Annotated in this window: 25 protein-coding genes and 1 other RNA gene; 12 read left to right on the top strand and 14 right to left on the bottom strand. The window is 71.4% G+C overall.

All coding sequences use genetic code 11. The annotated features are described in order from the left end of the window. Position 1: 1 nt before the first annotated feature. Positions 2–1,567 (bottom strand): signal recognition particle-docking protein FtsY, encoded by a 1,566-nt coding sequence (ftsY, locus tag AC6JA9_RS32725; protein WP_497958345.1) that lies wholly within the window; start codon positions 1,565–1,567, stop codon positions 2–4. A 69-nt stretch (positions 1,568–1,636) separates the two neighbouring features. On the opposite strand from ftsY, the gene AC6JA9_RS32720 reads away from it, so the two are divergent. Further along, positions 1,637–2,194 (top strand): hypothetical protein, encoded by a 558-nt coding sequence (locus AC6JA9_RS32720; RefSeq protein WP_046715611.1) that lies wholly within the window; start codon positions 1,637–1,639, stop codon positions 2,192–2,194. A gap of 8 nt (positions 2,195–2,202) precedes the next feature. Here AC6JA9_RS32720 and rnpB read toward each other — a convergent pair. The 3 genes from rnpB to AC6JA9_RS32705 form a co-directional block, all read right to left on the bottom strand. Next, an RNA gene (gene rnpB / locus AC6JA9_RS32715) (RNase P RNA component class A) lies at positions 2,203–2,597 on the bottom strand. Positions 2,598–2,650: 53 nt separating this feature from the next. After that, complete coding sequence (locus AC6JA9_RS32710) at positions 2,651–3,268, bottom strand: ribonuclease HI family protein (protein ID WP_223748168.1); 618 nt, start codon at positions 3,266–3,268, stop codon at positions 2,651–2,653. Positions 3,269–3,277: 9 nt separating this feature from the next. Further along, on the bottom strand, positions 3,278–4,009 hold the full coding sequence (locus AC6JA9_RS32705; RefSeq protein WP_223748169.1) for a zinc ribbon domain-containing protein: 732 nt from the start codon (positions 4,007–4,009) through the stop codon (positions 3,278–3,280). 163 nt (positions 4,010–4,172) lie between these two features. On the opposite strand from AC6JA9_RS32705, the gene AC6JA9_RS32700 reads away from it, so the two are divergent. Together AC6JA9_RS32700 and AC6JA9_RS32695 are read left to right on the top strand one after the other, a co-directional pair. Further along, the gene (locus AC6JA9_RS32700) at positions 4,173–4,961 is read left to right on the top strand and encodes a cupredoxin domain-containing protein (RefSeq protein WP_267699840.1); all 789 of its coding nucleotides are present in this window, start codon (positions 4,173–4,175) and stop codon (positions 4,959–4,961) included. A 153-nt stretch (positions 4,962–5,114) separates the two neighbouring features. Then, complete coding sequence (locus AC6JA9_RS32695) at positions 5,115–5,279, top strand: hypothetical protein (RefSeq protein ID WP_170300416.1); 165 nt, start codon at positions 5,115–5,117, stop codon at positions 5,277–5,279. 138 nt (positions 5,280–5,417) lie between these two features. Here the strand turns inward: AC6JA9_RS32695 and AC6JA9_RS32690 are convergent, their stop codons facing one another. Then, positions 5,418–5,708 carry an FYDLN acid domain-containing protein gene (locus AC6JA9_RS32690; protein WP_141333389.1) on the bottom strand — a complete coding sequence of 97 codons (291 nt, stop codon included), beginning with the start codon at positions 5,706–5,708 and terminating at the stop codon, positions 5,418–5,420. A 152-nt stretch (positions 5,709–5,860) separates the two neighbouring features. On the opposite strand from AC6JA9_RS32690, the gene AC6JA9_RS32685 reads away from it, so the two are divergent. Both AC6JA9_RS32685 and AC6JA9_RS32680 read left to right on the top strand, forming a co-directional pair. Then, a complete protein-coding gene (locus AC6JA9_RS32685; RefSeq protein WP_248541925.1) occupies positions 5,861–7,588 on the top strand; it encodes an AgmX/PglI C-terminal domain-containing protein in 1,728 nt (575 codons plus the stop codon). A gap of 325 nt (positions 7,589–7,913) precedes the next feature. Beyond that, positions 7,914–8,660: a transglutaminase domain-containing protein gene (locus AC6JA9_RS32680; protein WP_497958344.1), complete on the top strand. Its 747-nt coding sequence runs from the start codon at positions 7,914–7,916 to the stop codon at positions 8,658–8,660. 185 nt (positions 8,661–8,845) lie between these two features. On the opposite strand, the gene AC6JA9_RS32675 is transcribed toward AC6JA9_RS32680, so the two are convergent. Genes AC6JA9_RS32675 through AC6JA9_RS32665 form a run of 3 tightly spaced genes read right to left on the bottom strand, consistent with a single transcriptional unit; the run spans position 8,846 to position 11,576 of the window. Then, positions 8,846–9,103, bottom strand: a complete 258-nt coding sequence (locus tag AC6JA9_RS32675) for a DUF3006 domain-containing protein (RefSeq protein WP_223748173.1) — start codon at positions 9,101–9,103, stop codon at positions 8,846–8,848. Further along, a complete protein-coding gene (locus tag AC6JA9_RS32670; protein ID WP_408889474.1) occupies positions 9,100–10,368 on the bottom strand; it encodes a ComEC/Rec2 family competence protein in 1,269 nt (422 codons plus the stop codon). Before AC6JA9_RS32670 ends, AC6JA9_RS32675 begins: the two co-directional genes overlap by 4 nt. After that, a complete protein-coding gene (locus AC6JA9_RS32665; protein WP_408891823.1) occupies positions 10,365–11,576 on the bottom strand; it encodes an MBL fold metallo-hydrolase in 1,212 nt (403 codons plus the stop codon). The genes AC6JA9_RS32670 and AC6JA9_RS32665 overlap by 4 nt, the downstream gene beginning before the upstream one ends. Before the next feature lie 114 nt (positions 11,577–11,690). Between AC6JA9_RS32665 and deoC the strand changes: the two genes are divergently transcribed. The 4 genes from deoC (at position 11,691) to AC6JA9_RS32645 (ending at position 15,436) form a co-directional block, all read left to right on the top strand. Beyond that, positions 11,691–12,521: a deoxyribose-phosphate aldolase gene (deoC, locus tag AC6JA9_RS32660; protein ID WP_473567669.1), complete on the top strand. Its 831-nt coding sequence runs from the start codon at positions 11,691–11,693 to the stop codon at positions 12,519–12,521. Positions 12,522–12,536: 15 nt separating this feature from the next. Then, positions 12,537–12,929 (top strand): TraR/DksA family transcriptional regulator, encoded by a 393-nt coding sequence (locus AC6JA9_RS32655; protein ID WP_046715601.1) that lies wholly within the window; start codon positions 12,537–12,539, stop codon positions 12,927–12,929. Between the two features lie 67 nt (positions 12,930–12,996). After that, a complete protein-coding gene (locus AC6JA9_RS32650; protein ID WP_408889476.1) occupies positions 12,997–14,724 on the top strand; it encodes a phospho-sugar mutase in 1,728 nt (575 codons plus the stop codon). 73 nt (positions 14,725–14,797) lie between these two features. Then, positions 14,798–15,436, top strand: a complete 639-nt coding sequence (locus tag AC6JA9_RS32645) for a hypothetical protein (RefSeq protein ID WP_473567666.1) — start codon at positions 14,798–14,800, stop codon at positions 15,434–15,436. A 6-nt stretch (positions 15,437–15,442) separates the two neighbouring features. On the opposite strand, the gene AC6JA9_RS32640 is transcribed toward AC6JA9_RS32645, so the two are convergent. The 5 genes from AC6JA9_RS32640 to AC6JA9_RS32620 form a co-directional block, all read right to left on the bottom strand. Beyond that, positions 15,443–16,597, bottom strand: a complete 1,155-nt coding sequence (locus tag AC6JA9_RS32640; protein ID WP_267699847.1) for a sensor histidine kinase — start codon at positions 16,595–16,597, stop codon at positions 15,443–15,445. A 348-nt stretch (positions 16,598–16,945) separates the two neighbouring features. Beyond that, complete coding sequence (locus tag AC6JA9_RS32635; RefSeq protein WP_046715597.1) at positions 16,946–17,875, bottom strand: ABC transporter permease; 930 nt, start codon at positions 17,873–17,875, stop codon at positions 16,946–16,948. Beyond that, the gene (locus AC6JA9_RS32630) at positions 17,868–19,013 is read right to left on the bottom strand and encodes an ABC transporter permease (protein ID WP_497958343.1); all 1,146 of its coding nucleotides are present in this window, start codon (positions 19,011–19,013) and stop codon (positions 17,868–17,870) included. The genes AC6JA9_RS32635 and AC6JA9_RS32630 overlap by 8 nt, the downstream gene beginning before the upstream one ends. Further along, on the bottom strand, positions 19,006–20,475 hold the full coding sequence (locus AC6JA9_RS32625) for an ABC transporter ATP-binding protein (RefSeq protein ID WP_223748180.1): 1,470 nt from the start codon (positions 20,473–20,475) through the stop codon (positions 19,006–19,008). The genes AC6JA9_RS32630 and AC6JA9_RS32625 overlap by 8 nt, the downstream gene beginning before the upstream one ends. 53 nt (positions 20,476–20,528) lie before the next feature. Further along, positions 20,529–21,716, bottom strand: a complete 1,188-nt coding sequence (locus AC6JA9_RS32620) for a BMP family lipoprotein (protein WP_223748181.1) — start codon at positions 21,714–21,716, stop codon at positions 20,529–20,531. Between the two features lie 78 nt (positions 21,717–21,794). Here AC6JA9_RS32620 and AC6JA9_RS32615 point away from each other — a divergent pair, with 78 nt between their 5' ends. Next, positions 21,795–23,099 carry a thymidine phosphorylase gene (locus AC6JA9_RS32615; protein ID WP_483578538.1) on the top strand — a complete coding sequence of 435 codons (1,305 nt, stop codon included), beginning with the start codon at positions 21,795–21,797 and terminating at the stop codon, positions 23,097–23,099. Positions 23,100–23,454: 355 nt separating this feature from the next. On the opposite strand, the gene AC6JA9_RS32610 is transcribed toward AC6JA9_RS32615, so the two are convergent. Then, positions 23,455–24,204 carry an SDR family NAD(P)-dependent oxidoreductase gene (locus AC6JA9_RS32610; RefSeq protein ID WP_223748183.1) on the bottom strand — a complete coding sequence of 250 codons (750 nt, stop codon included), beginning with the start codon at positions 24,202–24,204 and terminating at the stop codon, positions 23,455–23,457. Positions 24,205–24,369: 165 nt separating this feature from the next. On the opposite strand from AC6JA9_RS32610, the gene AC6JA9_RS32605 reads away from it, so the two are divergent. Together AC6JA9_RS32605 and AC6JA9_RS32600 are read left to right on the top strand one after the other, a co-directional pair. After that, complete coding sequence (locus tag AC6JA9_RS32605) at positions 24,370–24,978, top strand: TetR/AcrR family transcriptional regulator (RefSeq protein ID WP_223748184.1); 609 nt, start codon at positions 24,370–24,372, stop codon at positions 24,976–24,978. Positions 24,979–25,045: 67 nt separating this feature from the next. Beyond that, entirely contained in the window at positions 25,046–25,456 is a 411-nt protein-coding gene (locus AC6JA9_RS32600; RefSeq protein WP_473567662.1) for an SET domain-containing protein-lysine N-methyltransferase, read from the top strand. The last annotated feature ends 299 nt before the right edge of the window (positions 25,457–25,755 follow it).

The following is a 25,755-nucleotide window of genomic DNA, read 5'->3' as shown; positions in this document are numbered from 1 at the left end:
TTCAGTCGAAGAGCGCCTGGACGAACTCGCGCGGCTCGAAGCGGCGCAGGTCGGCGACCTTCTCGCCCACGCCCACCCAGACCACGGGCAGCTTGAGCTCGTCGCAGATGCCGATGATGACGCCGCCCTTGGCGGTGCCGTCCAGCTTCGTCAGGGCGATGGCTGTGACGCCCACGGCCTCGTGGAACTGCTTGGCCTGCTGGATGGCGTTCTGGCCGTTGGTGGAGTCGAGCACCAGCAGCACCTCGTGCGGCGTGCCGGGCATGGCCTTGTCCATCACGCGCTTGACCTTCTTGAGCTCCTCCATGAGCGGCGCCTTGGTGTGGAGCCGGCCCGCCGTGTCGGCGATGACGACGTCGGCGCCCTCGGCCTGGGCCTTCTTGATGGCGTCGAAGATGACCGAGCCCGGGTCTCCGCCCTCGGCGCCCTTCACCAGCTGCGCCTTGGCGCGCTCGGCCCACACGTCGAGCTGCTCGGTGGCCGCCGCGCGGAACGTGTCGCCCGCGGCCAGCACCACCTTCTTGCCCTCGCCGGTGAGCTGCGCGGCCAGCTTGCCGATGGTCGTCGTCTTCCCCGCGCCGTTGACGCCCACCACCATGACGACGTGAGGCGGACCGCCGCCCTCCAGCGAGCGCGGCACCGGCAGGTCGACGATGCGCGCCACCTCCGTGCGGATGAGGTCCTTGATGCGCTCGGAGTCCTTCAGCTCGCTGCGCTTGAGCTTCTCGCGCGCCACGTCCACCAGCGTGCTCGCGGTGCGCACGCCGATGTCCGCGGTGAAGAGAATCTCCTCCAGCTCCGCCAGCACGGACTCGTCCACCTGGCGCTGCGAGCCGAACAGCCCGTTGAGGCGGGCCATGAAGCCCTGGCTCTTGGTCTTGTCCAGGCCCTGGGCCAGCGTGCGGCCGGCCTCCGCGTCCACCTTGGCGCGGGCGGCGGCCTCCTCGGCGCGGCGGGCCTCCTCGACGGCGGCGGCCTCGCGGGCCCGCTCCTCCTCCAGGAGTCGCTGGGCCTCGGCCTGCTCACGCTTGCGCCGCTCGCGGGCCTCGTCGTCGGCGGCCTTCTTCGCGCGGTACTCGACGCGCTTCTCCTCTTCCTCTCGCTCCTTGAGGGCGCGGGCCTGCTCCTCCAGGCGGGCGCGCTCGCCGGCGTCCGTGGTGGTCCGGGCCGCGCGGCTCAGCTCCTCGCGCTGGCGGGCCAGCTCCTGGGCGCGGGCGTGGGCCTCGTCCACCTCGCGCAGCCGGGCGGCCTCCTTCTCCGAGGGGGGCAGCTCGACGCGCAGCTCCGGCCGCTCGGCGGGAAGCGCGGGCTTCTCCGGGACGGGGACGCCGGGCTTCTTGCCCGGCTCGGGCGCGCGCTTCTTGAAGAAGAGCTTGCGGGCCGCCAGCACCATCAGCAGGGCGAAGAGGGCCGCCCCGCTGATGCCCACCACGTCGCCCGTGGTGAGGCCGTCCGAGGGGGGCACGCCCGTCCCGGGCTGGGTGGTTTCCCCGCCCGGGGTGGGGGCGGGGGAGGGGGCGGGCGGCACCTGCGCGGTCAGGGCGTCGAGGGCATTGGGGGTCTTCATGGGCGCGGCTCCGCATACACCAACACGCCGGTGGATGCAGCGCCCCCGGCCGAGTAGAAACAGCGGGCCATGCGCCTCAAGCTCCCCACTGTCGTGCTCCCGTCGGTTCTCCTGCTGGCCAGCGCCTGCATCGTCGAGGCTCCCGGTGGTGCCAGCGCCGAGCAGCGCAAGGCCGCCACGGTGACGCAGGTTCCGGCGCTCTCCGTGCGCAACGGCGCGAACCTGGGAGGCAAGGTGGAGCTGGTGGCGGCCACCGTGCAACCCGGGCGGCTGACGCCCGGCGAGCGCGCCCAGGTCACCCTCTACTTCAAGGTGCTCCAGGCCATCGACGAGGACTACCTCATCTTCGTCCACGTCGAGGACGCGGGCGGCCGCATGGAGCGGATGAACCTGGACCACAAGCCGGCCAACGGCATGCTGCCCACGTCCCAGTGGAAGCCGGGCGAGACGGTGAAGGACGAGTTCTCCATCTACCTCCCCGCGGACGCCAACCCGAAGGCGCTCAACATCTGGCTGGGGCTGTGGGACCCCCGCACGGACACGCGCCTGACGCTGACCAACCCGGACGCGGTGCGCAACGACGGGAAGAACCGCCTGCTGGTCGCGCAGGTGCCCGTGGCGCGGTGAGGGAAAAGCGTCGGAGTGGGCCGTAAGCCGGGTTCTGTTCCCGCCCCTTTCGGGACGGGCGATGAACATTCATCTAGGGCCCTGGTTGCCCAGGGGCCTCATCAGCGAGCAACCCGAACGCATGGGGCGGGCAACCCCTGTCCCCCGGACAGCGGGGACGCGCTCCTATTGGCTCTTGCTCCAGGTGGGGTTTACCGAGCCGTCCGAGTCACCCCGGACGCGGTGCGCTCTTACCGCACCGTTTCACCCTTACCCGCCCCTCGCGGAACGGGCGGTCTGTTTTCTGTGGCACTTTCCTGCGAGTCGCCTCGACTGGCCGTTAGCCAGCACCCTGCCCTCTGGAGCCCGGACTTTCCTCCCGCCACCCAGGATTGCAGTGGCCGGCGTTCATCTGGACCACTCCGACTCCTGCCCCTTACAACAGGCCCGGGAGGGCGGTCCACTCCGGGAGCCGGCCTACATCCGCTCGTCGATGGCCCGGTTGCTCATGGCGTCCGCGTCCGCGTTCTTCGCGCGCGGGATGTGGTGCAGCTTCACGCGGGTGAAGCCCGACAGGAGCTTCTTCGCCTCGTCGAACAGCGGCCGCAGCGTGGCGCTCTTCACCTGGTACTGCCCGCCCAACTGCCGGATGAGCAGCTCGCTGTCCGCGTAGACGTCCACCTCGCGCGCGCCCAGCGCCTTCGCGTGCTTCAGGCCCAGCAGCAGCCCCATGTACTCGGCGTGGTTGTTCGTCTGCGTGCCGAGGAACCGGCCCAGCCGGGCGACCACGTGTCCCTCGGCGTCCGTCACCACCGCGCCCGCGCCCGCGGGCCCCGGGTTGCCCCTGGCGGCGCCGTCCGAATAGACGCGCACGCGGGGCAAGGGCTCGGAGGGTGGGGGAGGGGACAGCGCCTCGGCGGGCGCCCGCGCCACCTCGTCCCCGAGCGGCGGGGACGGGTCCAGGCGGGTGGCGGCCTCGTCGAGGAGCTGCCCCAGGTGCTCCCGCGTGAGGCCGCGGAAGGCGCGCACCGTCGACGAGAGCGGCTCCTCGCGCGCGATGTGGCGGAGGATGTCGACCAGCGACGGCGCGGGCATCCGTGCGGCCTACTTCGCCGCCGCGGGCGTTTCCTGGAGGGCTTCCACCGCGTAGATGATGCGGTTGCAGGACGGGCAGATGTCCGTGCCGAGCGAGGTGCGCAGCTGGTTGTAGAGCTGCGGGGGCACGTTCATGTTGCAGCCCTGGCAGGTGCCGGCCACCACGCCGACCAGCGCGGGCAGCTTCTTCTTGCGCACCACCTCGTAGCGCCGCAGCAGCGTCGAGTCGACGCCCTCCGCGACACCCGCGCGGCGGCCCTCGAGCGCCTTCACCTGCGCCTCGGACTCGCCCAGCTTGCCGCGCAGCTCACCCATCCTCGCGGACAGGCCCTGCTGCTTCGTGGCGAACTCCGCCTCCTTGCCCTTGAGCGCCTCGCGAGCCTGGCCGAGCTGCTTCGTCAGCTCCACCTGCTCCTCGGCCATCGTCAGATTGGCCTTCTTGGCGATGTCGATTTCACGGGCCAGGGCGGAGTACTCGCGGGTGGAGCGCTGTTCTGCCAGGCGCGCCTCCCACTTCTTCACCTTGTCCTTCTCGTCCGTGATGTTCTGCTCGACCTGGGTCTTCTGCCGCTCCATGTCGGCGACCCGTGCGCGCTCGGCCTCGATGGCGCTGCGAGCCACCCCCAGCTCCCGCTCCAACTCGGCAATCTGACGGGGGTGGATGTCCGCGGCCTTCCGGAGCGATGCGACCTCCAGGTCCACATTCTGAAGCTCCGCCAGCGCCTTCAATTTCTCCCGCAAAGTTGCTGCCTCCCACAGAGCCGCACCGTGTACGGCCGCGCGCTCTTGTACCAACAAGGATGATGGGGGTCCAACGCCCAAATCGACCCAGAGTCATCCCCCGGGCGCTCGGGGCGCCATCCACCATTTGAAAGAGCTTCACGCACCCGTTAGACGGGAACACGTGCTCCGCGCCACCTTTCTCCGCTCGCTGCCCCTGTTCGCGCTCGCCTTCGCCTGCCGCGAGTCCTCCTCGCCGCCCCCGTCCGTGCCCGCGGCCCCTCAGGCGCAGGCCCCCGCGCCCGCGCGCCCCGCGGCCGACGTGAAGTGGGGCGTCATCGAGGGGCGCGTCCGGCTCACCGGCACCCCGCCGCCTCCCACCTCGTCGCCCACCAGCGGCACCGTGGTGTCCGTGTGCGGCGAGCAGACGGAGGACCGCTCCCTCGTCGTGGGGAGCGAGGGAGCGCTGGCCTACACGGTGGTGTCCCTGAAGTCGGCGAGCGCTTTGCCCGCACCGGCCCAGCCGCCCGCCGAGCCCGTGCTGGACCAGAAGAAGTGCATCTATGAGCCACCCGTCCTCGCCGCGCGCGCCGGCGGCCAGCTCACCCTGCGCAACTCGGATCCGCTCGTCCACAACGTGCGCGCGTCCTCCAGCACCAAGCGCTCCTTCTTCAACGTGGCCATGCCCCTGGAGGGGATGAGCACGCGCAAGCCGCTGCCCGAGGAGCCCGGCGTCGTCCCCATCCGCTGCGACATCCACCCGTGGATGCGGGCCGTGGTGCGGACGTTCGACCACCCGTACTTCGCCACCACCTCCCCGGACGGCCGCTTCCGGCTGGAGGTCCCCGAGGGCGCCCACACCCTCGTCTTCTGGCACGAGCGGCTGCCCCAGGCCGAGAAGACCGTGAATGTCCGCGCGGGCGAGCGCGTCCAGGTGGAGCAGGACTGGGCCGTCACGGACCTCCAGCAGTAGCCCGCGCCGGCCGTTTCCAACTTTCTTGGCGAAAGGGCGGAAGGTTTTCGCCCCAGCACGTACTAGGAGGTGCGGCGTGTGCGTCCGGATTTCATTTCCGCTGCGACGGGAAAATTGCTACGCTGCTGCTGGGTTTCAACACGAGAGGGGGGCATGACGATGCAGCCCAAGAAGCGGACCACACTGACGAGCCCGATGCAGACCCTGGAAGCGCCCCGCAAGGAGCCGCGGCCGGTGGGGATGCAGGAGATGGGACCCGGCCTCTACGAGCAGATCCGCCGCGCGCTCACGGAGCTGGCGCTGGCATCGGGGACCTGAGCGGAAGCACGTCGGTCGTGAAGCAGGCCCGGCACGCGCCCCGCGAAGGGCGCACCGGGTGGACACAAGCCGCCTCGTGAGGACGTCCGAGGCTCGCAGGCCTCCTGGCGCTCGCCAGGAAGCCCGCACACCCCTGAATCAGGTGTCGTCGTCGTCGGGCTCGGCGGCCGCGCTCTCGTCGTCGTCGAACGAGTCGAGATCCTCCTCCTCTTCCTCGCTCGCGGCTGCTGGCTCCTCGGGCTCGGGCTCGATGACCTTGGGAGCGGCGGCCAGGCGGCCACGGCGTCCCTCGGGCTGAGGCTTCAGTGCGGGGCTTTCCCGTTGGTCCGCGCCGCACTTCGGGCACAGCGGGTCAGGCTTCTTCATGTCGTAGAACTTCGTCTGACACTTGAAGCAAACGAACTTTGAACCGAGGTCCTTCGCCGGCATTCGCCACCTTCTGAATAAGGCGAGAGAAGACAGGGGCAGAGGCGGGCTCCATAGTTGGGCCGCACGGCGGAGTCAACCGATTGGTTTGCGCGGGAGATTTCTAGCGGTAGCATCCGGGACCTCGTTTTCCCCCCGCGAGCCGGACGCTCCCCTTGAACTTCACCTGCGACAATTGCCAGAAGCGGTACTCCATTGCGGACGAAAAAGTCCGCGGCAAGACGGTCAAGGTCCGTTGCAAGAACTGCCAGAACGTCATCACCGTCGAAGGACCCGCCGAAGAAGAGAGCACCCGCGTGGTGTCGCTCGCGGACGTGGAGCGGCTCAGGGCGCAAGAGCGCTCCCTGGCCGACCCGTCCGTCAGCGTCCCCGCGCCGGTGGCCTCCGCGCCACCGGTGGCCAAGGCGCCGCCCGCGGCGCTCCAGACGCCCTGGGACGATGAGCCCACCAGGGCCGCGCCCTTGCGCGCCACGGGCTCGCCCTGGTTCGTGATGGTGAAGAACAAGCAGGAGGGCCCGCTGGACGAGGGTGCCCTGCGCGAGCTCATCGCCACGGGCACCATCAGCGGCCGGAGCTTCTTCTGGCAGCAGGGCATGGCGGACTGGAAGCGCGGCGCGGACGTGCCGGAGCTCGCCGGTCTGTTCGTTCCCCCGCCCGCGCCGGAGCCTCCTCCGCCGCCCCCGCCGCCTCCCGTGGCGGAGCCGCCCGCGCGCGCCGCCGCGAAGCCCGCGCCCGCTCGCCGCGAGCCGGAGCCGCAGCATCCGGTCTTCTCCGAGCCGGAGCCCCAGTTCCCTCAGGAGCCGGAGCCGCAGGCCTTCCAGCAGCCCGAGCCGGAGGAGCCTCAGTCGGCGCGCCAGTGGGTGCCGGAGGAGGATCCGGACACGACGTACTTCGGCGAGCCGGACCCCCGGAACCAGCCGCAGCCCGCGGGTCGCAAGGGCGCCGCGCCAGCCGCGACCGCCGCGCCGCTCAACGAGCTGTTCTCCGACCTGGATCTGCCCGAGAAGGGTGGAGAGCAGGACGAGGCGCAGGGCGGCAATCCGTACGACGACTCGCAGGGCGAGGAAGGCGGTGAGGAGACCCAGGCGCCCGCGAAGCGTGATCCTCGCGAGAACACGCGCCAGGTGGCCAAGAAGGCAGGCGTGACGCGGCGCAACTCGCCGATGAAGTACGTCGCCGTCGTGCTGCTGGTGCTCCTGCTGCCGCTGGTCGTCGCCTACGTGTTGTCGGAGGCGCTCGGGGTGATGCCGCTGAAGGTCACCACGGTGGATGCGCAGGGGCAGGCGGTGGAGCAGTCCGTCTTCACCGGCGCGGGTGTGGGCGCGCTGCGCGACAAGCTCCTGGGCAACACGCCGCCTCCGGTCGCTCCGATTCCGAAGGCGCCGCCTCAGGCCGCGCCGGTCCCCACCGAGCCCAAGGCGGTGGAGCCGAAGGCCGCCGAGCCCACGCCGGGCGCGGAAGGAGCGGCTGCGGCTCCGACGCAGGAGCAGGTGCAGGCCGTCTACAACGACGCGGAGAAGAAGGACGTCGCCCCGGAGGTTCGCGAGGGGGCGGAGGTCGCGGCGGCGGACTCGGAGGACGTCGGCGGGCCGTCGGACGAGGAGGTGGAGCGCGTGGTGGAGCAGGCGCAGACCTCGTTCCGCGACTGCGTGGAGCAGGAGCTCAAGCGCAACCCGTCCTACAAGGGCGGCAAGGCGACGCTCACGGCGACGGTGGGCACGTCCGGCGCGGTGAAGGAGGCGAAGTTCGACCGCAAGGAGCTCAACGGCAACGCGAACGCGGTGGGCTCGTGCATCCGTGAGCGCGCCCGGCGCATGACGTTCTCCAGCTTCTCCGGCGAGGACATCGAGCTGGAGATTCCGCTGGTCCTCTCCGGTCGGTAGCGCGTCTGGTTCGGCCTGGGTGGCCTCCTCGTCTCGAGAGGAGGCCACGGGCCTCGAGCCGCGGCCGTCGGACGGGAGCACGGGCGTCCTCGCCCCTCCGGTGCGAGCGCTCCCGGCCAAGGCCCGTGACGCGCGCGTGGGGTGATGCCTCCGCACATCACCCCGCCAACGGCTGTCACCAGCGACGCGGGCCTTCGCGGAGGAGGACCTGTCCACGGGCCCAGGAAGTACGGGAGCTTGGCGCCCATCCCAGGTCGCATCAGGACTGGCACGCGCGGTGCTTTGGGGATGAGCCTCCCCTTTTGGCTCCGAGAGGCCCTGTCCCATGGCGATCTCCTCCCTGTCGCGTCCGACCTCCTCCTCCTGTGCGAAGCGCCTGCCCGAAGCCGCCCAGGCTCCGCGAGGTGTCGTGGTGAAGGTCGTCAACCCGGATGGCTCGGCGGTGAAGACGGTGGACTCCGCGAAGCAGCCCCAGGAGTTCGCCGCGCTGCTGAAGAAGCTGGGCCTGACGGAGGAGTCCCTGCTGAAGGGCGACGGTGGGAAGGGCTCGTGCCCGAAGCCCACCGAGTCGCGGAGCTTCCAGCAGAACTGGAGCCGCGACAGCTTCGAGCCGGCCAAGGCCAGGCCGCCCCAGCCCGCGCCGGCTCCGGCTCCCGTGCAGGCTCAGGACGCGAAGCGTCCATCCTCGGGCAAGAGCGCGGACGCGGTGGCCCAGGACATCGCGAAGGAGGCCACGTCCTGGAAGTACGACTACTCGGGTGGCAAGACGTGGGACGCCGCCATGAAGAACGCCAGCAACTTCGACGCGAGCAAGGCCGGGGTCTGCGTGGACATGGCCATCGAGGCCGAGCAGCGCTTCGAGAAGGCCGGCGTGGATGCGCGCGTGGTCTTCGGCAAGACGGCCCAGGGCGACCATGCGTGGGTGGAGTTCAAGGACGACAAGGGGCAGTACCAGGCCTTCGACCCCACCGCCGCGGCTTGCACCAAGAAGGCCGACGACGCCGTCACTCCGTATGACGGCGGCGCCTATCAGTACCAGGGGGTCACCGAGCGACACGAAGCCGTCACCTGAGGTCTCCGCCGGGCCCGTCGCCCTCCAAAGCGACCCTGGAGAGGGGTGCTCGGCGGCGGCGCGGGGGAGTCCACCTGCGAGCCTCGCGTCGCCCCGCGTGCGAGGCTCAGGCGCTCGCTGGAGGGTGGACCTCGGTGATGCCGAGGCCCAGCGCGCCGCGGGCGCTGAGGCGCGCCACGCCCCGCTCAGAGGTCGAAGTCGCCCGGTGGCGGCGTCTTGCCCTTCTTCGCCCGCTCGCGCGCCGCGCGCACCTCCTCGCGCAGCGCCTCGGTGGCCTCCGGGTCCACCGTCATTGTCTCCAGGTGGATGACGTCGCCTTCACGCGCGCCCTCGGGGAGCGAGGCGAGGGGCCTGGTCACCTCTTGCCCGTCCACGATGAGCACTGCGACCTCATCTTCGATGCGGTCCAGGGTGGCCCGCGACTGGGTGGGTTTCTTCTTCACGGGTTGCAGTCCTGCGCGGGCCGCCGCTCACGAATGGCCTCCTCGCGCGTCTTGTAGATGATGAGGTTCTCGGCGTGGATCTTCCGCGCGCCGTCGCAGTCGGGGATGTGGAATTTGTCGCGCTTGCGGCTCGCGTGGTACGGCCCCTTGTACTTCTTGTTGTTGCGCTCCTCCTTGGGCGGAGCCGCTGGAGCCTCGGTCGTCTTCACCGGCTCGACGGGCACCTCCTCGACGACGGGCTTCTTCTCGACCAGGGGCTTGCCGGCCCAGAAGTCCGGGAGCGGCGTGGGGCCCTGGCCCACCAGCGTGTAGCGCATGTCGCTGGGCGTGCCCTGCTTGAGCCGCTGCGGAGAGATAACCAACGACTTGCCGTCGCTGACCACCTGCACCTCGCCGTGCTCGTCGGTGCGGAACACCTCCAGGTGCGCGGCCTTGAGGCGCTCCAGTGTGGCGGGCGCCGGCGCCTTGAACGCATTGCCCGCGCCCACGGAGATGACGGCGGCGCGAGCCCCCACGCGCGTGAGGAACGCCGCCGTGGTGGCGGTATCGAGCCCGTGCGCCCCCACCTTGAGCAGGGTGGACTGCACTGGCACTTCACGCGCGAGCAGGTACGCCTCCGTCTGCGCCAGCGCATCACCGGTGAACAGCACCGACGTCTCGCCGTACGACAGGCGCATGACGATGGAGTTGACCTCCAGCGCGGCCGAGGGCGCGTCCAGCAGCGGCTCGCTGGGCGCACGGGGCCACAGGATGGTCAGCGACACGCCGTCCCCCAGGTTGATGCGCTGGGGCGCGTTGGGCGTGGACGTGGGGGGCGCGGGGGAGACGACCTGCACCCGGCGCTCACCGAGCTTCGTGAGCAGCGCGTCGTAGTCCGGCGGCGCGGTGGGCAGCTGCGGCTCCATCAACTGGCGGGCCCCCACCCGGCGCAGCACCGCGTCCAGCGCGCCGTGGTGGTCCACGTGGGGATGCGTGAGGACCACCAGGTCCAGGGGCTTGGTGAGCAGCTCCGGCAGGCGGTTCACTAGGTGCCGGGAGGCGCTCTCAGGACCCGAGTCCACCAGCACCGTGGTGCCGTTGGGCGCCACGATGAGCGCCGCGTCCCCCTGGCCCACGTCGAAGAAGTAGACGCGCAGCTTCCCGTCCGGGGCCGCGCCGAAGTAGCGCCGGGCCTCCGGGGCTCGGGCGGCGGGGTCCGGCGCGGGCTCCTTGCAGGCCCCCAGGACGAGCAGGGTGCTCAGCAGGGCGAGTAGGCGCGAACTCATGGATGGCAATCCTCGGAGGGGCGACGCTCGCGCAGGGCGGCTTCGCGGTTCGGGTACACGGTGCGCTCCGACTTGGAACGCTTCAGGGTGGAGCACGTCTCGCGGTGGAATACCTTGCTGCCCTTGAGGCCGATGTAGCGCTCCTGGCCCTCGGAGCCGCCTCGGGACGAGGCTCCACCCGTGTCGTCGCGGGATTGTCGCGCACCGGCCCCCGGACGTTTCGTCTCGGGCGCCGGGGGCGGCACCAGGACGGGGATGGAGGGAGCGAGCCCCTGGCCGCCCGACACCACCACCATGGCCCCGTCGCCGCCGTGGGTGCGCAGCGTGACGGTGTGGCCGTTGCTGGCGGCCACCACCTCTCCGTCCCGGTCCGTGCGCAGCACGTGCGCGCCCACCGCGCCCAGGCGCTCCAGCGTCTCCTGTGCGGGGTGGCCGTAGTCGTTCTTCGCCCCGCAGGAGATGACGGCGGCCTGGGGCTTCGCGGCGTCGAGGAACGCGGCGGTGGAGGAGTGACGGCCTCCGTGGTGCGCCACCTTCAGCACGGTGGTGCTCAGGTCCAGCCCCTTCTTGAGCAGCATGCCCTCCGTGTCTGGCTCCGCGTCACCGACGAGCAGGAAGGCCGTCTTCCCATACGTCAGCTTCGCGACGATGGAGTTGGAGTTCGCATCCGAGCGCGTGCCGACGAGGAAGGGCTCCTTGGGCGCGCGCGGCCAGAGCACGCTGAGCGAGACGCCCTCGCCCAGGCCGATGGTGAGCAGCCCGTTGGGGGACGAGGGACTCGGCTCGGGGTTCATCACCTGGCCCACCGTGTCCCCGACGACCTCCAGCAGGTCGCGGTACGCCTCGCTGGGGTGGTCGAAGCCGGGGTCCATGAACCGCCGGGCCCCAATCGTGCGCAAGGTCTGCGCGAGCCCACCCAGGTGGTCCAGGTGCGGGTGCGTGAGGATGACCAGGTCCAGCGGCCCGTTCACCAGCTCGCGCAGGCGCTTGTTGAGCCGCTCGCGCGCCTCGGGCGGGCCGCCGTCGATGAGCACCGTCTTGCCCGTGGGCGAGATGACGAGGGCCGCGTCGCCCTGGCCCACGTCGAGGAAGTGGACCGTCAGCGGCTTGTCGGACGTCGCGGTGAAGGGGGAGGGCAGGCCCGCGGCGAGACCTGGCAGCGCGGCGAGCAGGAGGGCGAGGAGACGGAACCAGCGGAGACGGGACATCACGAAGGGGACTCTACCGCCACGCTCCCACCCTCGGCACGTCAGGTGTGCGCGGGAAACGAACGACTCTCCCGAGCGCTTCCCGAGGACCGCGAAGTGGGCTAAGGGGCCGCCATGTCCGACTCCAAGGACCTCTCCAAGTTCGTCGAGGAGCTCGCCGACCAGGTCCGCCGCCACGTGTCCGAGTGGACGGCCACCCGGGAGGACTCGCCCGGCGAGTTCCCTGTCGACCTCGCTCCGCCCGCAACGGCCCGCGTGGACCCGGCCTCCATCCGCTCGGCCGCGGACCTGGCGCCGTACATCGACCACACGCTGCTCAAGCCCGAGGCCCGCGCCGAGGACGTGGCGAAGGTGGCCCGCGAGGCGCGTGAGCATGGCTTCGCCACCGTGTGCGTGAACAGCGCGCAGGTGGCCACCGCGGCGAAGGTGCTCGCCGGCTCCAGGACGGTGCCCATCGCCGTGGTGGGCTTCCCCCTGGGCGCCAGCCTCTCCTCGGCCAAGGCCTTCGAGGCGCGCGAAGCCATCCGCGCCGGCGCGCGTGAAATCGACATGGTGCTCAACGTCGGCGCGCTCAAGGCGCGCGAGCACGCGCTCGTGTTCCAGGACATCCGCGCGGTGGTGGACGCGTGCCGTCCGGTGCCGGTGAAGGTCATCCTCGAGACGTCGCTGCTCACGGACGAGGAGAAGGTCTTCGGCTGCCTGCTGTCGAAGTCCGCGGGCGCCGCCTTCGTGAAGACCTCCACGGGCTTCGGCTCGGGCGGGGCGACGGTGGAGGACGTGGCGCTGATGCGGCTGACGGTGGGCGACGACGTGGGCGTGAAGGCCTCCGGCGGCATCCGCTCCTCCGAGGACGCGCTGAAGATGCTGCGCGCGGGCGCAAACCGACTGGGTGCGTCCGCGTCGGTGGCCATCGTCAACGGGCAGGTCTCCACCGCGAAGTACTGAACCGGCGGGCCCTCGATGAACGCGAAACAGCGAGACGAACTCAAGGCCCTGCTGCTGGCGCTGCACTCCGAGCTGACGGAGAAGGTGCCGGCGAAGATAGAGCCCAACCGCACCGACGATGCGCGCATCGGCGGCGACGAGGACGAGCAGCCCCTCAACGAGATGATGCAGGCCATCGCCTCCAACCGGAACCGGAACATGGACGGCGTGCTGGCCCGCGTGCTCAAGGCGCTGGGCAAGCTGCGCGACGAGCCGGACTCCTTCGGGGACTGCGAGGAGTGCGGCGACGAGATTCCGCTCGGTCGCCTCAGGGCCATGCCCTACGCCGAGCTGTGCGTCACGTGCCAGGGCGGCAAGGACGGCCCCAAGGGCCGCGCCACCCGCCGCAAGCTCACCGACTACTCCTGAAACCCCACAGGCGCCCGGGCACGACGTCGCGTGCGCCCTCTTTCGAGACACGAGGCAACGAGGCTCCATGAGCGACAGCGGATTGAGAGAGCGGGCAGAGGCGTGGCGCCTGGCGGACCCGGACCCCACCACCGCCGAGGAGCTGGCGCGGCTGCTCGCCGCCAATGACGAGGCGGAGCTGGCGGACCGCTTCGTGGGGGACCTGGAGTTCGGCACCGCGGGCCTGCGCGGCGTGCTGGGCGCCGGCCCCAACCGGATGAACCGCGCCGTGGTTCGGCGCACCACCGCGGGCTTGGCGCGCTACCTCAAGGCGCAGGTGCCGGACGTCGCCACCCGGGGCGTGGTGGTGGGACGGGACGCGCGCCGGCTGAGCGCGGAGCTGGCCGAGGACACCGCCGCCGTGCTCGCCGCCGAGGGCATCCCCGCGCACGTCTTCCCTGAGCCCGTGCCCACGCCGCTCACCGCGTACGCGTGCCTGAACCTCAACGCCGCGGCCGCCATCATGGTGACGGCCAGCCACAATCCACCCGAGTACAACGGTTACAAGGTGTACTGGGGCAACGGCGCTCAAATCATCCCCCCGCACGACACGGGCATCGCCGCGGCCATCGCGAAGGTGGAGCCCGCCAACCGGGTGCCGCTGCTCGCGCCGGACGCCGCGCGCAAGCAGGGCCTGTGGCGCGACCTGCCAGACTCGATGGGGGATGAGTACCTGCGTGCCATCCTGGGCCTGCGCGTGCACAAGAAGGGCTCGTCGACGCTGTCCATCGTCTACACGGCGATGCACGGCGTGGGCGGCGTCTGGGCGGAGCGGGCCCTTCGCGACGCGGGCTTCCCGCGCTTCACCCCGGTGGCCGAGCAGCAGCAGCCGGACGGGCGCTTCCCCACGGTGCGCTTCCCCAACCCGGAGGAGCCCGGCGCCATGGACCTGTCGCGCGCCACCGCCGAGCGCGTGAAGGCGGACCTGGTGCTCGCCAATGACCCGGACGCGGACCGGCTGGCCGTCATGGCGCGCGAGTCCACGGGCGGCCTGCGCATGCTCACCGGCAACGAGGTGGGCGTGCTGCTGGGGCATTATCTCCTGACCCAGGGGACCAAGCGCGCCCGGCCGCATGTCGTCACCACCATCGTCTCCTCCACGCAGCTGGGTGACATCGCCCGCTCGCTGGACGCGGCCTATGACGAGGTGCTCACGGGCTTCAAGTGGATCGCCAACCGCGCGCTGGAGCGCGAGCAGGCCGAGGGCACGCAGTTCGTCTTCGGCTACGAGGAGGCGCTCGGCTACACCGCCGGCACCGTGACGCGCGACAAGGACGGCGTCGGCGCGGCGCTCGTCATGGCGGACCTGGCCGCGTGGTGCGAGGCCCGGGGCACCACGGTGCTCGGGTACCTGGAGGAGATTCAGCGCAAGCACGGCCTCTACGTCGGCGCCCAGCGCAACGTCACGCTGCCGGGCGCTGCCGGCGCGCAGGCCATCCGCGGCATCATGGACGCGTTCCGGGCCAGGCCTCCCTCGCACATCGGTGGCGAGGCGGTGCGCGCGGTGCTCGACTACCAGCGCGGCGTCAACGGCCTGCCTCCGTCCAATGTGCTCGCGCTGGAGCTGGAGGGCGGCGGCCGCGTCACCCTGCGTCCGTCCGGCACCGAGCCCAAAATCAAATACTACTTCGAGCGCAAGGAGACGCCCGCCGCGGGCGAGCCCCTGGCCCAGGCCCGCGCGCGCGCCGAGTCCCGGCTGACCGCCTTCATCGACGCCTTCGTGGCCCTGGCCCGTGAGCGGGGCCAACCCACCTGAGTCCTGAATCACTCCTCAACTCCACACCCCTGGCCGCGCGCAGTCGCCGCGGCCCCTCACCGAAAGGCATCGTGTGAAGCGCCTCGTCCCTGGACTCCTCCTCACTTGTCTCCTGGCCCTCCCCGGCACCGCGCTGGCGCGTGGGCAGGGCTGGTCCATCCTCGCCGCCGACACCCTGGGGCGGGGCAACACGGCCTTCTCGGGTCAGATTGGCTGGCCGGGCCTCACCCTGGGCGTGCTCCACGGCACGTCGGAGAAGGTCGATATCGGCGGCAAGTTCAGCTTCAACTGGGGCCGTGAGGGCTGGGTGCGCCACACCTCTCCCGGCATCAAGCTGCAGGGCTGGCTGCGCGTGGAGCTGGCGAAGGCGAACAACGTCTCCTTCGCGCTCACCTTCCAGCCCGGGCCGCTGTTCTACTTCGATGACGGCGACACGGACGTGGGCCTGGCGCTGCCGGTGGCCTTCGTGGTGGGCATCCCCGTCAGCAGCGCGCTGATGGTGAACGTGGGCCTGGACATGCCCTTCCACGTGTACTTCGGCCGGAGCATCGGCCCCGTCATCCCCATCCTGGTGGGCGGCGGCCTGGAGTACTTCATCGACAGCAAGCTGGCCGTGTCCTTCAACCTGCGCATGGGGCCCGCCCTCATCCCCGACTGGGACGAGAGCGAGTTCGCCATGGAGGCCCTCTTCGGCATCGCCTACCGCTTCTAGGCGCGGCTACCAGGAGGACGTCTGCTCGGGCAGCTCCACCGTGAAGGTGCTGCCCAGGTTGACCCGGCTCTGCACCGTGAGCTTGCCGCCCATGGACTCCACCAGGGCGCGCGCCACGGTGAGGCCCAGGCCGGCGCCCTTCTCCGGCGGCTTCGTCGTGTAGTAGGGCTCGAAGACGGCCTGCAGCTCGTCCTCGAAGATGCCGATGCCCGTGTCCTTCACGAAGAGGCGCGGGCCGAAGTCGCCGAACATGTCCGGCATCTCCACGCCCACGTGGATGCGGCGCGGGCGGTCCATCACGCACTCCACCGCCTCGGCCGCGTTGGCGAGCAGCTCCACCAGCACCTGCTCCAGCTGACGGCGGTTGAACACCACCGCGATGGGGTCCTCGGGCAGCACCACCGTCACCTCGGCGGTGAGCAGCCGGCCGTTGTCCCGCAGGCGCTCCACCACCGCGGGGACCAGCTCCCGCAGGTCGAAGCGCTGGATGTCCTTGGGGTTGGTGGGGCCCAGCGACAGCAGGTGCTGGCCGTACAGCCGCATCTGCTCGCCCGCCACGCCCAGCTTCTTGAGCTCCTCGGCGTCCGGCGGCAGGCCCTGCACCGCGCGCTCGCGCACGTGCCCCAGCGCCCGCTGCAGGCCCTCGCCGATGTGGCCCAGGTTCTGCGCCACGTCCGCCGCCAGCGTGCCCACGCGCGCCAGCCGCTCCATCTCCACCCAGCGGGTGCGCGGGTCCAGCAGCTCCTCGGCCCGCTGGCCGCCGCGCTCGCGGTGCGCCTTGAGCTCCAGGAGCGTGTGCACGCGGACCTTCAGCTCCAGCGGGTCCAGCGGCTCGGTGGTGAGCAGATCATCCACCCCGGCCTCCAGCACCTGACGCCGCGTCTGGCGGTCCGCCCGCCGCGTCAGCATCAGCACCGGCACCGGCGGCCCGCCCAGCTCCGCCTGGAGCCGGCGATAGGCCGCGAGCCCGTCCGTCCCCGGCCGCTCCACGTCCAGGAGCACCAGGTCCGCGGGCTGATGGGCCTGTGCCCCGCCCGCCGGCAGCACGTCATAGCCCGCCGGGGCCAGGATGGAGCACAGCCGCTCCATGCCCTCTGACTCCACGTCCACCGCCAACACGCGGGGGCGATACGCCTCGGTCGTTCCCGTCGTCTCCAGCATCACCCACCCCCGCCGTGTTGACCGGGCCGACCGGGCCCGGGGTTCACAAGGAGTCCCTACGAACCTTGCGTCTGAATGGATGAAACCTCCCCCCGGTGGCCTCCTCCATCCCGGCGCGGCCCGACACCTGGGCTACATGCCAGTCGCGTGCCGGACCGTGCGTCGACGCTCTGTGTCTCAATCCCGGAGAAACCCGGAGATCACCCCAGTAACGGCAGGGGGTTGGAGTGTCGGCTTCCTCCATTGCCCGAAGGAGCCGACGTCAGCCACCCGACACCTGGGTGTCACCCATGACCAAGAATCATTTCATACCCGGGTGCAGAAGGACACCGCCTGGGTATTCGAGGCTCAGCGGGACTCCTGCTCGTATGGGACGCCGAGTGCGGCGGGGGTGCTGTTTCGCTGTCCCTGGAGCGTGAGGACCACGAGGGTGAGGACGTAGGGCAGGGCGAGCAGGACGCCCTGGGGCACGACGTCCAGGAGGCCCGGGGCGCTGGAGGCGAGGCCGATCCGGAGCGCGTTGCCGAAAGCGAAGAAGGCGGCGGCGAGGAAGGCGCCCAGCGGCGTCCAGCGTCCGAAGACCATGGCGGCCAGGGCCATGAAGCCCAGGCCCGCGGGGGTGTGCTGCTCGAAGCGGTCCAACACGGTGGTGGAGAGCACCGCGCCGCCCAGGCCTGCGAGCAGTCCGCCGCCCAGCACCGCGCCCCACCTGAGCGCGGGGACGGACAGGCCCAGCGTGGCGACCGCGTGGGGCTTGTCGCCCACGGCGCGCAGGCGCAGGCCCAGCGGCGTGCGTGTCAGGACGAGCTGCAGGAGCACGGGGAGCAGCAGCGCCAGGTACGTGGGCGCGGCGTGGCCGGAGAGCGCGCCCAGCACGGGCACCGAGGACAGCCCCGGCAGCTCCCACGTGGAGAGCTGCTGGATGGAGGGCGTGCCGTTGGGGCCGAAGTGCGTCTCCAGGAGGAAGGTGCCGCCGGCCAGGGCCACCAGGTTGAGGGCGATGCCGGACACCACCTGGTCCGAGCGCCAGCGGATGCACAGGAAGCCGTGCACCGCCGCGAGCCCCGCGCCCGCGAGCATGCCCATGACGACGGCCAGGGGCGTGGGCATGACGAGCGCGGCGACGGCGGCGCAGAAGGCGCCCACGCGCATCATGCCCTCGACGCCGACGGCCACCACGCCCGCGCGCTCGGAGAGCACCGCGCCCAGCGCGGCGAAGACGAGCGCCGGAGCGGCGTCCAGCGTGGCGAACAGCAGCCGATGGAGGACCTCAAGCATGGGGCACCTGCGCGGTGGGCGCGGCGGGCGAGGCGACGGGGGCGGGCGCGGCGCGCCGGCGCAGCACGGCCAGCCAGATGAGGCGGCCTGCGACGAAGAGCAGCGCGAGGCCCTGGATGAGCTCGGGGAAGCTCTTGTGCACGTCGAGCAACTGCATGCGCGTGCCGCCCGCGCGCAGCACGCCGAAGAACAGCGCCGCGGCGCCCACGCCCAGCGGATGGTTGTTTCCGATGAGCGCGATGGCGATGCCGTCGAAGCCGTAGGGCGCGCCGAGCGTGCCCGGGTAGCGGCCCTCGGTGCCCAGCACCAGCACCGCGCCGGCCAGGCCCGACAGCGCGCCGGCCAGCGCCATGGCGAGTCCCGCCCGTCGCGCCACGGGGATGCCGGCGGCGCGCGCGGCCTCGTCGCCCAGTCCCACCGCGCGCGTCTCGAAGCCCGAGCGCGTGCGCGTCAGCCACGCCCACACCGCCACCGCGGCGAGGGTGGCCAGCACGAAGCCCAGGTTCAGTCGCGAGGCGTCACCCAGCAGGCGCGGCAGCGCCGCGGTGGGGTGGATTTCGGCGGTGCCGGTGATGGAGGCGCCGGCCTCCGCTGTGCCGCGCAGTGGGCCCACGACGAGCCAGTTGTCGACCAGCCGCAGCGCCACCCAGTTGAGCATGATGGTGGAGATGACCTCGTGCACGCCCCGGTAGAGCCGCAGCAGGGCGGCGATGCCCGCCCACGCGGCCCCGGCCAGCGCCGCGCCCAGCAGCGCCGCGGGGATGTGCAGCACCGAGGGCAGGGCCACGTGCGCGCCCACCACCGCGGCGGCGAGCGCGCCCAGCAGCATCTGCCCCTGCGCGCCGATGTTGAACAGGCCCACCTTGAAGGCCACCGCCACCGACAGCCCGGTGAAGGTGAGCAGCGCGGCCTTCATGGCCGCCTCGCCCAGCGGACGCGTGAGCACGGTGGCCGGCGCGTCCTCGATGAGGAACCGGGGCCAGTCGCCCACGCCGCCCCAGAGCATCTGGAGGTACGCCGCGGTGGCCGTGGCGAGGCCGCCCTCGTCGCGCGTGAAGGCGATGAGCAGCCAGCACACCCCCAGCGACAACAACACCGACAGCACCGACGGCAGGGCCTGCCGCGTGCGCTCACCCATGGCCCGGCTCCGCTCCCAGCATGCGACGTCCCAGCTCCTGCTCGTCGTACTCGGGCCGGGTGAACTGGCCCGTCACGCGCCCCTCGAAGAGCACGTAGACGCGGTCCGCCAGCGCCAGCACCTCTTCCAGGTCCAACGACACCAGCACCACGCCGGTGCCCTGGGCCCGGGCCTCGCGAAGCCTCGCGTGCACCTGGGCCACCGCGCCGATGTCCAGGCCTCGCGTGGGCTGCACCACCACCAGCAAGCGGGGTCGCGCGTCCAGCTCGCGCGCGACCACCACCTTCTGCTGATTGCCACCGGACAGGGCCTGCAGCGGCAGCGTCGGCTCCGGCGGGCGCACGTCGTAGGCGGCGAGCAGCTCCGTGGCCCGCGCGCGGCGTCCGTCGAAGTCGATCCACGGCCCCTTGGCGAAGGGCGGCCGGTTGTGCCGACCCAGCGCGATGTTCTCCTCCACGCTGAGCGCCTTCACCACCGCGCGGCGCAGCCGGTCCTCGGGCACGTGGCCCACGCCGCGCTCGCGCGCCTGGGCGGGCGTCAGGTGCGCCAGCTTCCCTCCGAGCAGCGTCCCGGTGCCCGACGTCAAGGGACGCAGGCCCGTGAGCACCTCCGCCAGCTCGCGCTGGCCGTTGCCGTCCACGCCCGCGATGCCGACGATTTCGCCCGCGCGCACCGTGAGGTCCACGCCCTGGAGCGCGGGCCGGCCGTTGTCGCCCTGGGCCTGCAGCCCTGACACCTCGAGCAGCACCTCGCCCGTGGAGGGCGTCTCGGGGGCCTGCGTGGCGGTGTCCGTCGGAGCGGCGCGCGCGGTGTCGCCCACCATGAGGGCGGCGAGCGCGCTCGCGGAGGTGTCCGCCGGGCGCACCTCGGAGACCAGCCGGCCCCGGCGCATCACGGCGATGCGGTCCGCCACGCCGAGCACTTCCTTGAGCTTGTGGCTGATGAGCACCACGGAGCGCCCCTGCTCGACGAGGCCGCGCATCACGCGCGCCAGCTCGTCGGCCTCCTGGGGCGTGAGCACGGCGGTGGGCTCGTCGAGGATGAGCACCCGCGCGCCCCGGTGCAGCGCCTTGACGATCTCCACCTTCTGCTGCGAGCCGACGGTGAGCGTGTCCACCCGGGCCCGGGCGTCCAGCGCGAAGCCGAAGCGGGCGCACGTCTCGGACACCTCCGCGACGGCGCGCTCGTAATCGAACAGGCCCCGGCGCGTGGGCTCGCGGCCGAGCACCACGTTCTCCGCCACCGTCAGCGTGGGCACGAGCATGAAGTGCTGGTGCACCATTCCGATGCCCCGGTCGATGGCGTCGCGCGGGCTCTTGAGGCGCACGGGCGCGCCCTCCACGGACACCTCACCCGAGTCCGGGTGATAGAGCCCGTAGAGGACGTTCATCAGGCTGGACTTGCCCGCGCCGTTCTCGCCCACGACGGCGAGCAGCTCCTTCTCGCGGATGTCGAGCGACACGTCGTCCAGCGCCGTGACGGCGCCGAACCGCTTCTGGATGTGCCGGAGGGAGATCAGGGCGCGGCGGCCTGGAAGGAGGCGAGGTCCGCCGGGACGGAAGGCACCTGGATGTCGCCGGAGATGATGCGCTGGCGCAAGGCCTCCACCTTCTGGAGCGCCTCCGCCTTGCCCGGGAAGTCCACCCGCACCTCGGCCATGGCCACGCCGTTCTCCTTGATGCCCAGCACCTGCTCGCTGGCGGTGAACTTGTCGTCCACCAGGTCCTTGGCCGTCTGGTACACGACCAGGTCCGTGTGCTTCAGCATGGAGGTGAGGATGGCCTCCGGCGCCACGTGCGACTGGTCCGAGTCCACGCCGATGGCATAGACGCTCTTGCCCGCGGCTCGCGCCTCCTTCACCGCCTGGATGACGCCGATGCCGTCCGAGCCGGCCGCGTGGAAGATGACGTCCGCGCCCTTGGCGATGAGGTCCTGGGCCACCTGCTTGCCGGCGGCCATGTCGTTGAAGCTGCCGGTGTAGACGGACATCAGGGCCTGGGCGGCCTCGGGCTTCGTCGTCTTCACGCCCGCGCGGTAGCCCACCTCGAAGCGCTGGATGAGGGGCACCTCGATGCCGCCCACGAAGCCCACCTTGTTCGTCTTCGTCACCAGGCCCGCCAGCGCGCCCACGAGGAAGCTGCCCTCGTGCTCCTTGAAGAGGACGGTGCGCACGTTGGGCAGCTTCAGCGCCTTGCCCTGCGAGTCGAGCACCTGGCTGTCGATGAGCAGGAAGCGCGCCTTCGGGTTCTCCTGGGCGGAGGTGCGCACGGCGTTGGCCAGCAGGTAGCCGTTGCCGATGGTCAGCTGCGAGCCCCGGTCCACGAGCAACTGGAGGTTGGGGATGTAGTCCTCCTGGGCCTTGCTCTGGAGGACCACGGGCTGGATGGGCAGCGGCTTCAGGGTGGCGGCGATGGAGGACAGGTGGGCGGGGAGCGACTTGCTCACCTCGTCCGGGGCCGCGTCCACGTACTTGCCGCCCTCATAGCGCTTGCCGGCGGCCCACAGCTCCAGGCCGCGCAGGGCGGCGTCGTTGAAGGAATGGTCACCCCGGCCGCCCACGTCGATGACGAGGCCGACGGGGAGGGGCTTCTTCGCCGCCTGCTGGGAGGTGGCGGGAGCGCCCGCGGGGGGCGACTCCTCCTTGGACTTGGTACAGGCGCACAGGAGGGCCGTGAGGGCGAGGACCTGGAGGCGAAGCATCATGGCTGGCTATCTACCAGATGCGGCGGCGCCTTTCGCGGAAGTGCATGGGGGGCCTCGTTCCTGGTATGGGCAGTCCCCGTGCAACCCTACGAGCTCATCAAGGCAAAGCGGGATGGAGGCCGGCTGGAGCCGGCGGACATCGCCGCGTTCATCCAGGCGTATACGGCGGGAACGGTGGCGGACTACCAGATGGCGGCCATGTGCATGGCCGTCTTCTTCCGGGGGCTGGACTCCCGGGAACTGGGGGCCTGGGCTCGGGCCATGCTCAATTCAGGCGAGGTGCTGGACCTGTCCGACACCCCGGCCGTGAAGGTGGACAAGCACTCGACGGGCGGCGTGGGGGACAAGGTGTCGCTCAGCCTGGCGCCCCTGGCGGCCGCGTGCGGGGTGCCGGTGCCGATGATTTCGGGCCGGGGCCTGGGCCACACGGGCGGGACGCTGGACAAGCTGGAGTCCATCCCGGGCTTCAACGTGAACCTGTCCACGGCCGAGTACCGCCGGCTGGTGCGCGAGGTGGGCTGCTGCCTGATTGGCCAGACGGCGCAGGTGGCGCCCGCGGACAAGAAGCTCTACGCGCTGCGTGACGTGACGGCGACGGTGGACTGCATCCCGCTGATTGCCTCGTCCATCATGAGCAAGAAGCTGGCGGAGGGCATCGACGCGCTGGTGCTGGACGTGAAGGTGGGCAGCGGCGCGTTCATGAAGCGCGACGAGGATGCCCGCACGCTGGCGAAGACGATGATTGGCCTGGGCGCGGAGATGGGGCGCAAGGTGGTGGCGCTCCTGACGGACATGGACCAGCCCCTGGGCCGCAAGGTGGGCAACGCGCTGGAGGTGATGGAGGCGGTGGACATGCTCCGCGGCGAGGCGCCGGAGGACTACACCGAAATCACCTACGCGCTGACGGCGGAGATGCTGGTGCTGGGCAAGAAGGCCGCCACCGTGGACGAGGCGCGCGAGAAGCTGCGCAAGTCCGTCGAGGACGGCAGCGCCATCCGGAAGTTGAAGGAGATCGTCCAGTCGCAGGGCGGAGACCCGCGCTCCATCGACGACTACTCGCTCTTGCCGCAGGCGCGCGCCACGGTGGACGTGGTGGCGCCGCGGGATGGCTTCGTGACGGGCATCGACACGGAGGGCGTGGGCCTGGCGGGCGTGGCGCTCGGCGCGGGCCGACAGCGGGTGGACAGCAAGATCGACCCGGCCGTGGGCTTCACGCTGCTGAAGAAGACGGGCGAGGCGGTGAAGAAGGGCGAGCCCGTGGTGCGTGTGCACTACAACGACGAGGCGCCCGTCGAGGGCGTCAAGGCGCGGCTGCTCGCGGCCTATCGCTTCGGCGATGCCGCGCCCGCGCCGCGCCCGCTGGTTCGCGAGCGCGTGGAGTAGGTGAGAAGGGGGGGCGCGCCTCGGTGGTGCGCCCCTCTCGGTTGCACGGAGGCGCCGCGCGAGTGCGGGGCAGGGCGCTCTGCGTGGGGCGCCCCTTTGCGCGACGCGGTGAAGTGCCCCGCGTCCGCGCTCCCTCAAGTGTACAAGGCGGAGCGTCCGGAGTGGCACGCCCCTTCCGCGACGGTGAAGCGCTCCGCGTTTGCGGCCTCATGTGTGCGCGAGGCACGCGCTCGGAGCGCGCAGTCATCGTCTACGGCTTGCTGATGCTCTCCGCGGTCGCAGGTAGGGCGCCTGGGCCGAGCAGTGGTCCCTTCTCGGTCCGCTCGCACCCAGGAATCTCCTCACCCCACGGTGCTCACGCGCCCTGGCCTCCGTCCACGTCGAGCACGGCGCCGGTGATGTAGGAAGCGCCCGGTCCGGCGAGGAACACGATGCTCTCGGCGACCTCCTCGGGACGGCCGAAGCGCCCCAGGGGGATGGTCGCGTTGATGGCGGGCTTGTGCGGCTCCAGCCCCGCGGACATGTCCGTGTCCGTGAAGCCCGGCTGCACCACGTTGACCGTGATGCCGCGCGCGCCCAGGTCTCTCGCCACGCCCTTGGTGTAGCCCACCACCGCCGCCTTCGTCGCCGTGTAGTCCGCCATGCCCGGCATGCCGACGCGGCCCGTGATGCTCGAGCCCACGGTGATGATGCGCCCACCCTCGCCCATCACCTTCGCCGCCTCGCGGATGGCCGCGATGACGCCGGTGACGTTGACCCGGTGCTGCCGGTCCAGCACCGCCACGTCCTGCTGCGCGTTGTCGATGGGACTCTGCGTCGCCACGCCCGCGTTGTTCACCAGGATGTCCAGCCGCCCGAAGCGCTCGGCGACGGCCGGGATGAGCTTCGCCGCCTCCTCCGCCACCGCCTGGTCCGCCTGGAAGGCCGCCGCCCGCACCCCCTCGGACTCCAGCTCCCGCACCAGCGCCTGCGCCTTCTCCGCCGACGCCACGTAGCTGATGGCCACGTCCGCTCCCTCCCGCGCGAGCGCCCGCGCCGCCGCCGCGCCGATGCCCCGCGAACCCCCCGTCACCAGCGCCACCTTGCCTGCGAGCTTCTTCGACATGTTCGTCATCCCTTCAATGAGGTTGTGTACCAATTGGTACTGAATCGGGCGCACGCCGGGCGCGCTCCGCGCGGGACACGCGAGCCGCACGCATTGGATTCGTACCGGCCGGTACAGATATGCGGCGCTGGCCGGCCCGGGTCAAGGGGATTAGTATCGAACGGTATGAAACCAAAGACGGCAGCCGCCCCGGTGGGGCGTCCCCGGGGTTTCGACGTGGATGAGGCGTTGGACCGTGCGCTGCGGCTGTTCTGGCGGCAGGGCTACGAGGGCACCTCGCTGTCGGACCTGACGGAGGCGCTCGGCATCAACCGGCCCAGCCTCTACGCGGCGTTCGGCAACAAGGAGTCCCTGTTCCGCAAGGCGCTGGACCGCTACGTCGAGCGCCACCTGTGCCTCTACCGCGACGCCTTCGCGAAGCCCACGGCCAGGGAGGCCGTGGAGCACCTGCTCCTGGGGCTGGCGGACGCGCAGACGCTGCCCCGCGAGCCCAAGGGCTGCATCACGGTGCAGGGCGCGCTGGTGAGCGGGGCGGACGCGGCGCCCATCCAGGGGGAGCTGGCCGCCCGGCGCGCGGCGGGGGAGCAGGCCCTGCGCGAGCGGCTGGAGCAGGGCCAACGCGAGGGTGACGTCCCCGCGCACGTCGACTGCGCGGACCTGGCGCGCTACTTCACCACCGTCACGCAGGGGATGGCCGTGCAGGCCGCCACCGGGGCCAGCCGCGAGTCGCTGCGGCGCGTGGCCCGGACGTCGCTTCTGGCGTGGCCGACCTGAGCCTCGCTCCGGTCTTCACCTCGGCCCTGGAAAGAGGCATCTTCGCGCGCGCCAACGGCAGGGGCGCATGAACACGGGCGAAGCGCTGTATCTGCATCCGGGTGTGAAGGTCCGGCCCTGCGAGTGGGGCTACGGCGTCTTCACCGACGAATTCATCAAGGCCGGCGAGCTCATCGAGGAGTGTCGCTATCTCAAGGTGCTGCAGAAGCACACCCGGCACCCGCCGCTCGACGACTACGTCTTCCAGATTCGCTGGAGCGACCGCGAGCAGCAGCCCGCGGGGGACTGGGTCGCGCTCGTGCTGGGCTACGGCATGCTCTACAACCACGCCAAGGAGCCCAGCGCCGCCTACTACCGCGCGGTGGACCGGGACCTCTTCACCTTCTACGCCCTCCGGGACATCCACCCCGGCGAGCAGATCTGCATCAGCTACGGCGAGGAGTGGTGGGACTCCCGGGGCCAGGGGGTCCCTCCCTGAGCGGGCCCGTGGCTTCGACGCGGGGCGCAAGGCGCCTCACTCCCGGTACAAGACATTCTTGGGGCAAACCCGCGTCACCCATGAAAATCGGCGCCTCCCCGGCGGGTGGGCAAGCGTATGATGGGCGGCAGATGGTGCATCAGGAACACGTGACGGACGCGCTGAGGGCCGTTCGCCGGGGGGCCTGGGAGAGGAAGCCACACCCGGGCTTCGACCTCCCCACGGGGCTTTCCCTGGCGCGGCCGGGCGGGCCCGTGACGTGTCCTCGAGCGCGCCGCGTGCCGGGGGCTGCCCCGGCG

This window comes from Myxococcus sp. MH1 (genome assembly GCF_059738865.1).
The sequence above is the reverse complement of the archived record's forward strand: the minus strand, read 5'-3'. Positions and strand labels throughout refer to the sequence as shown.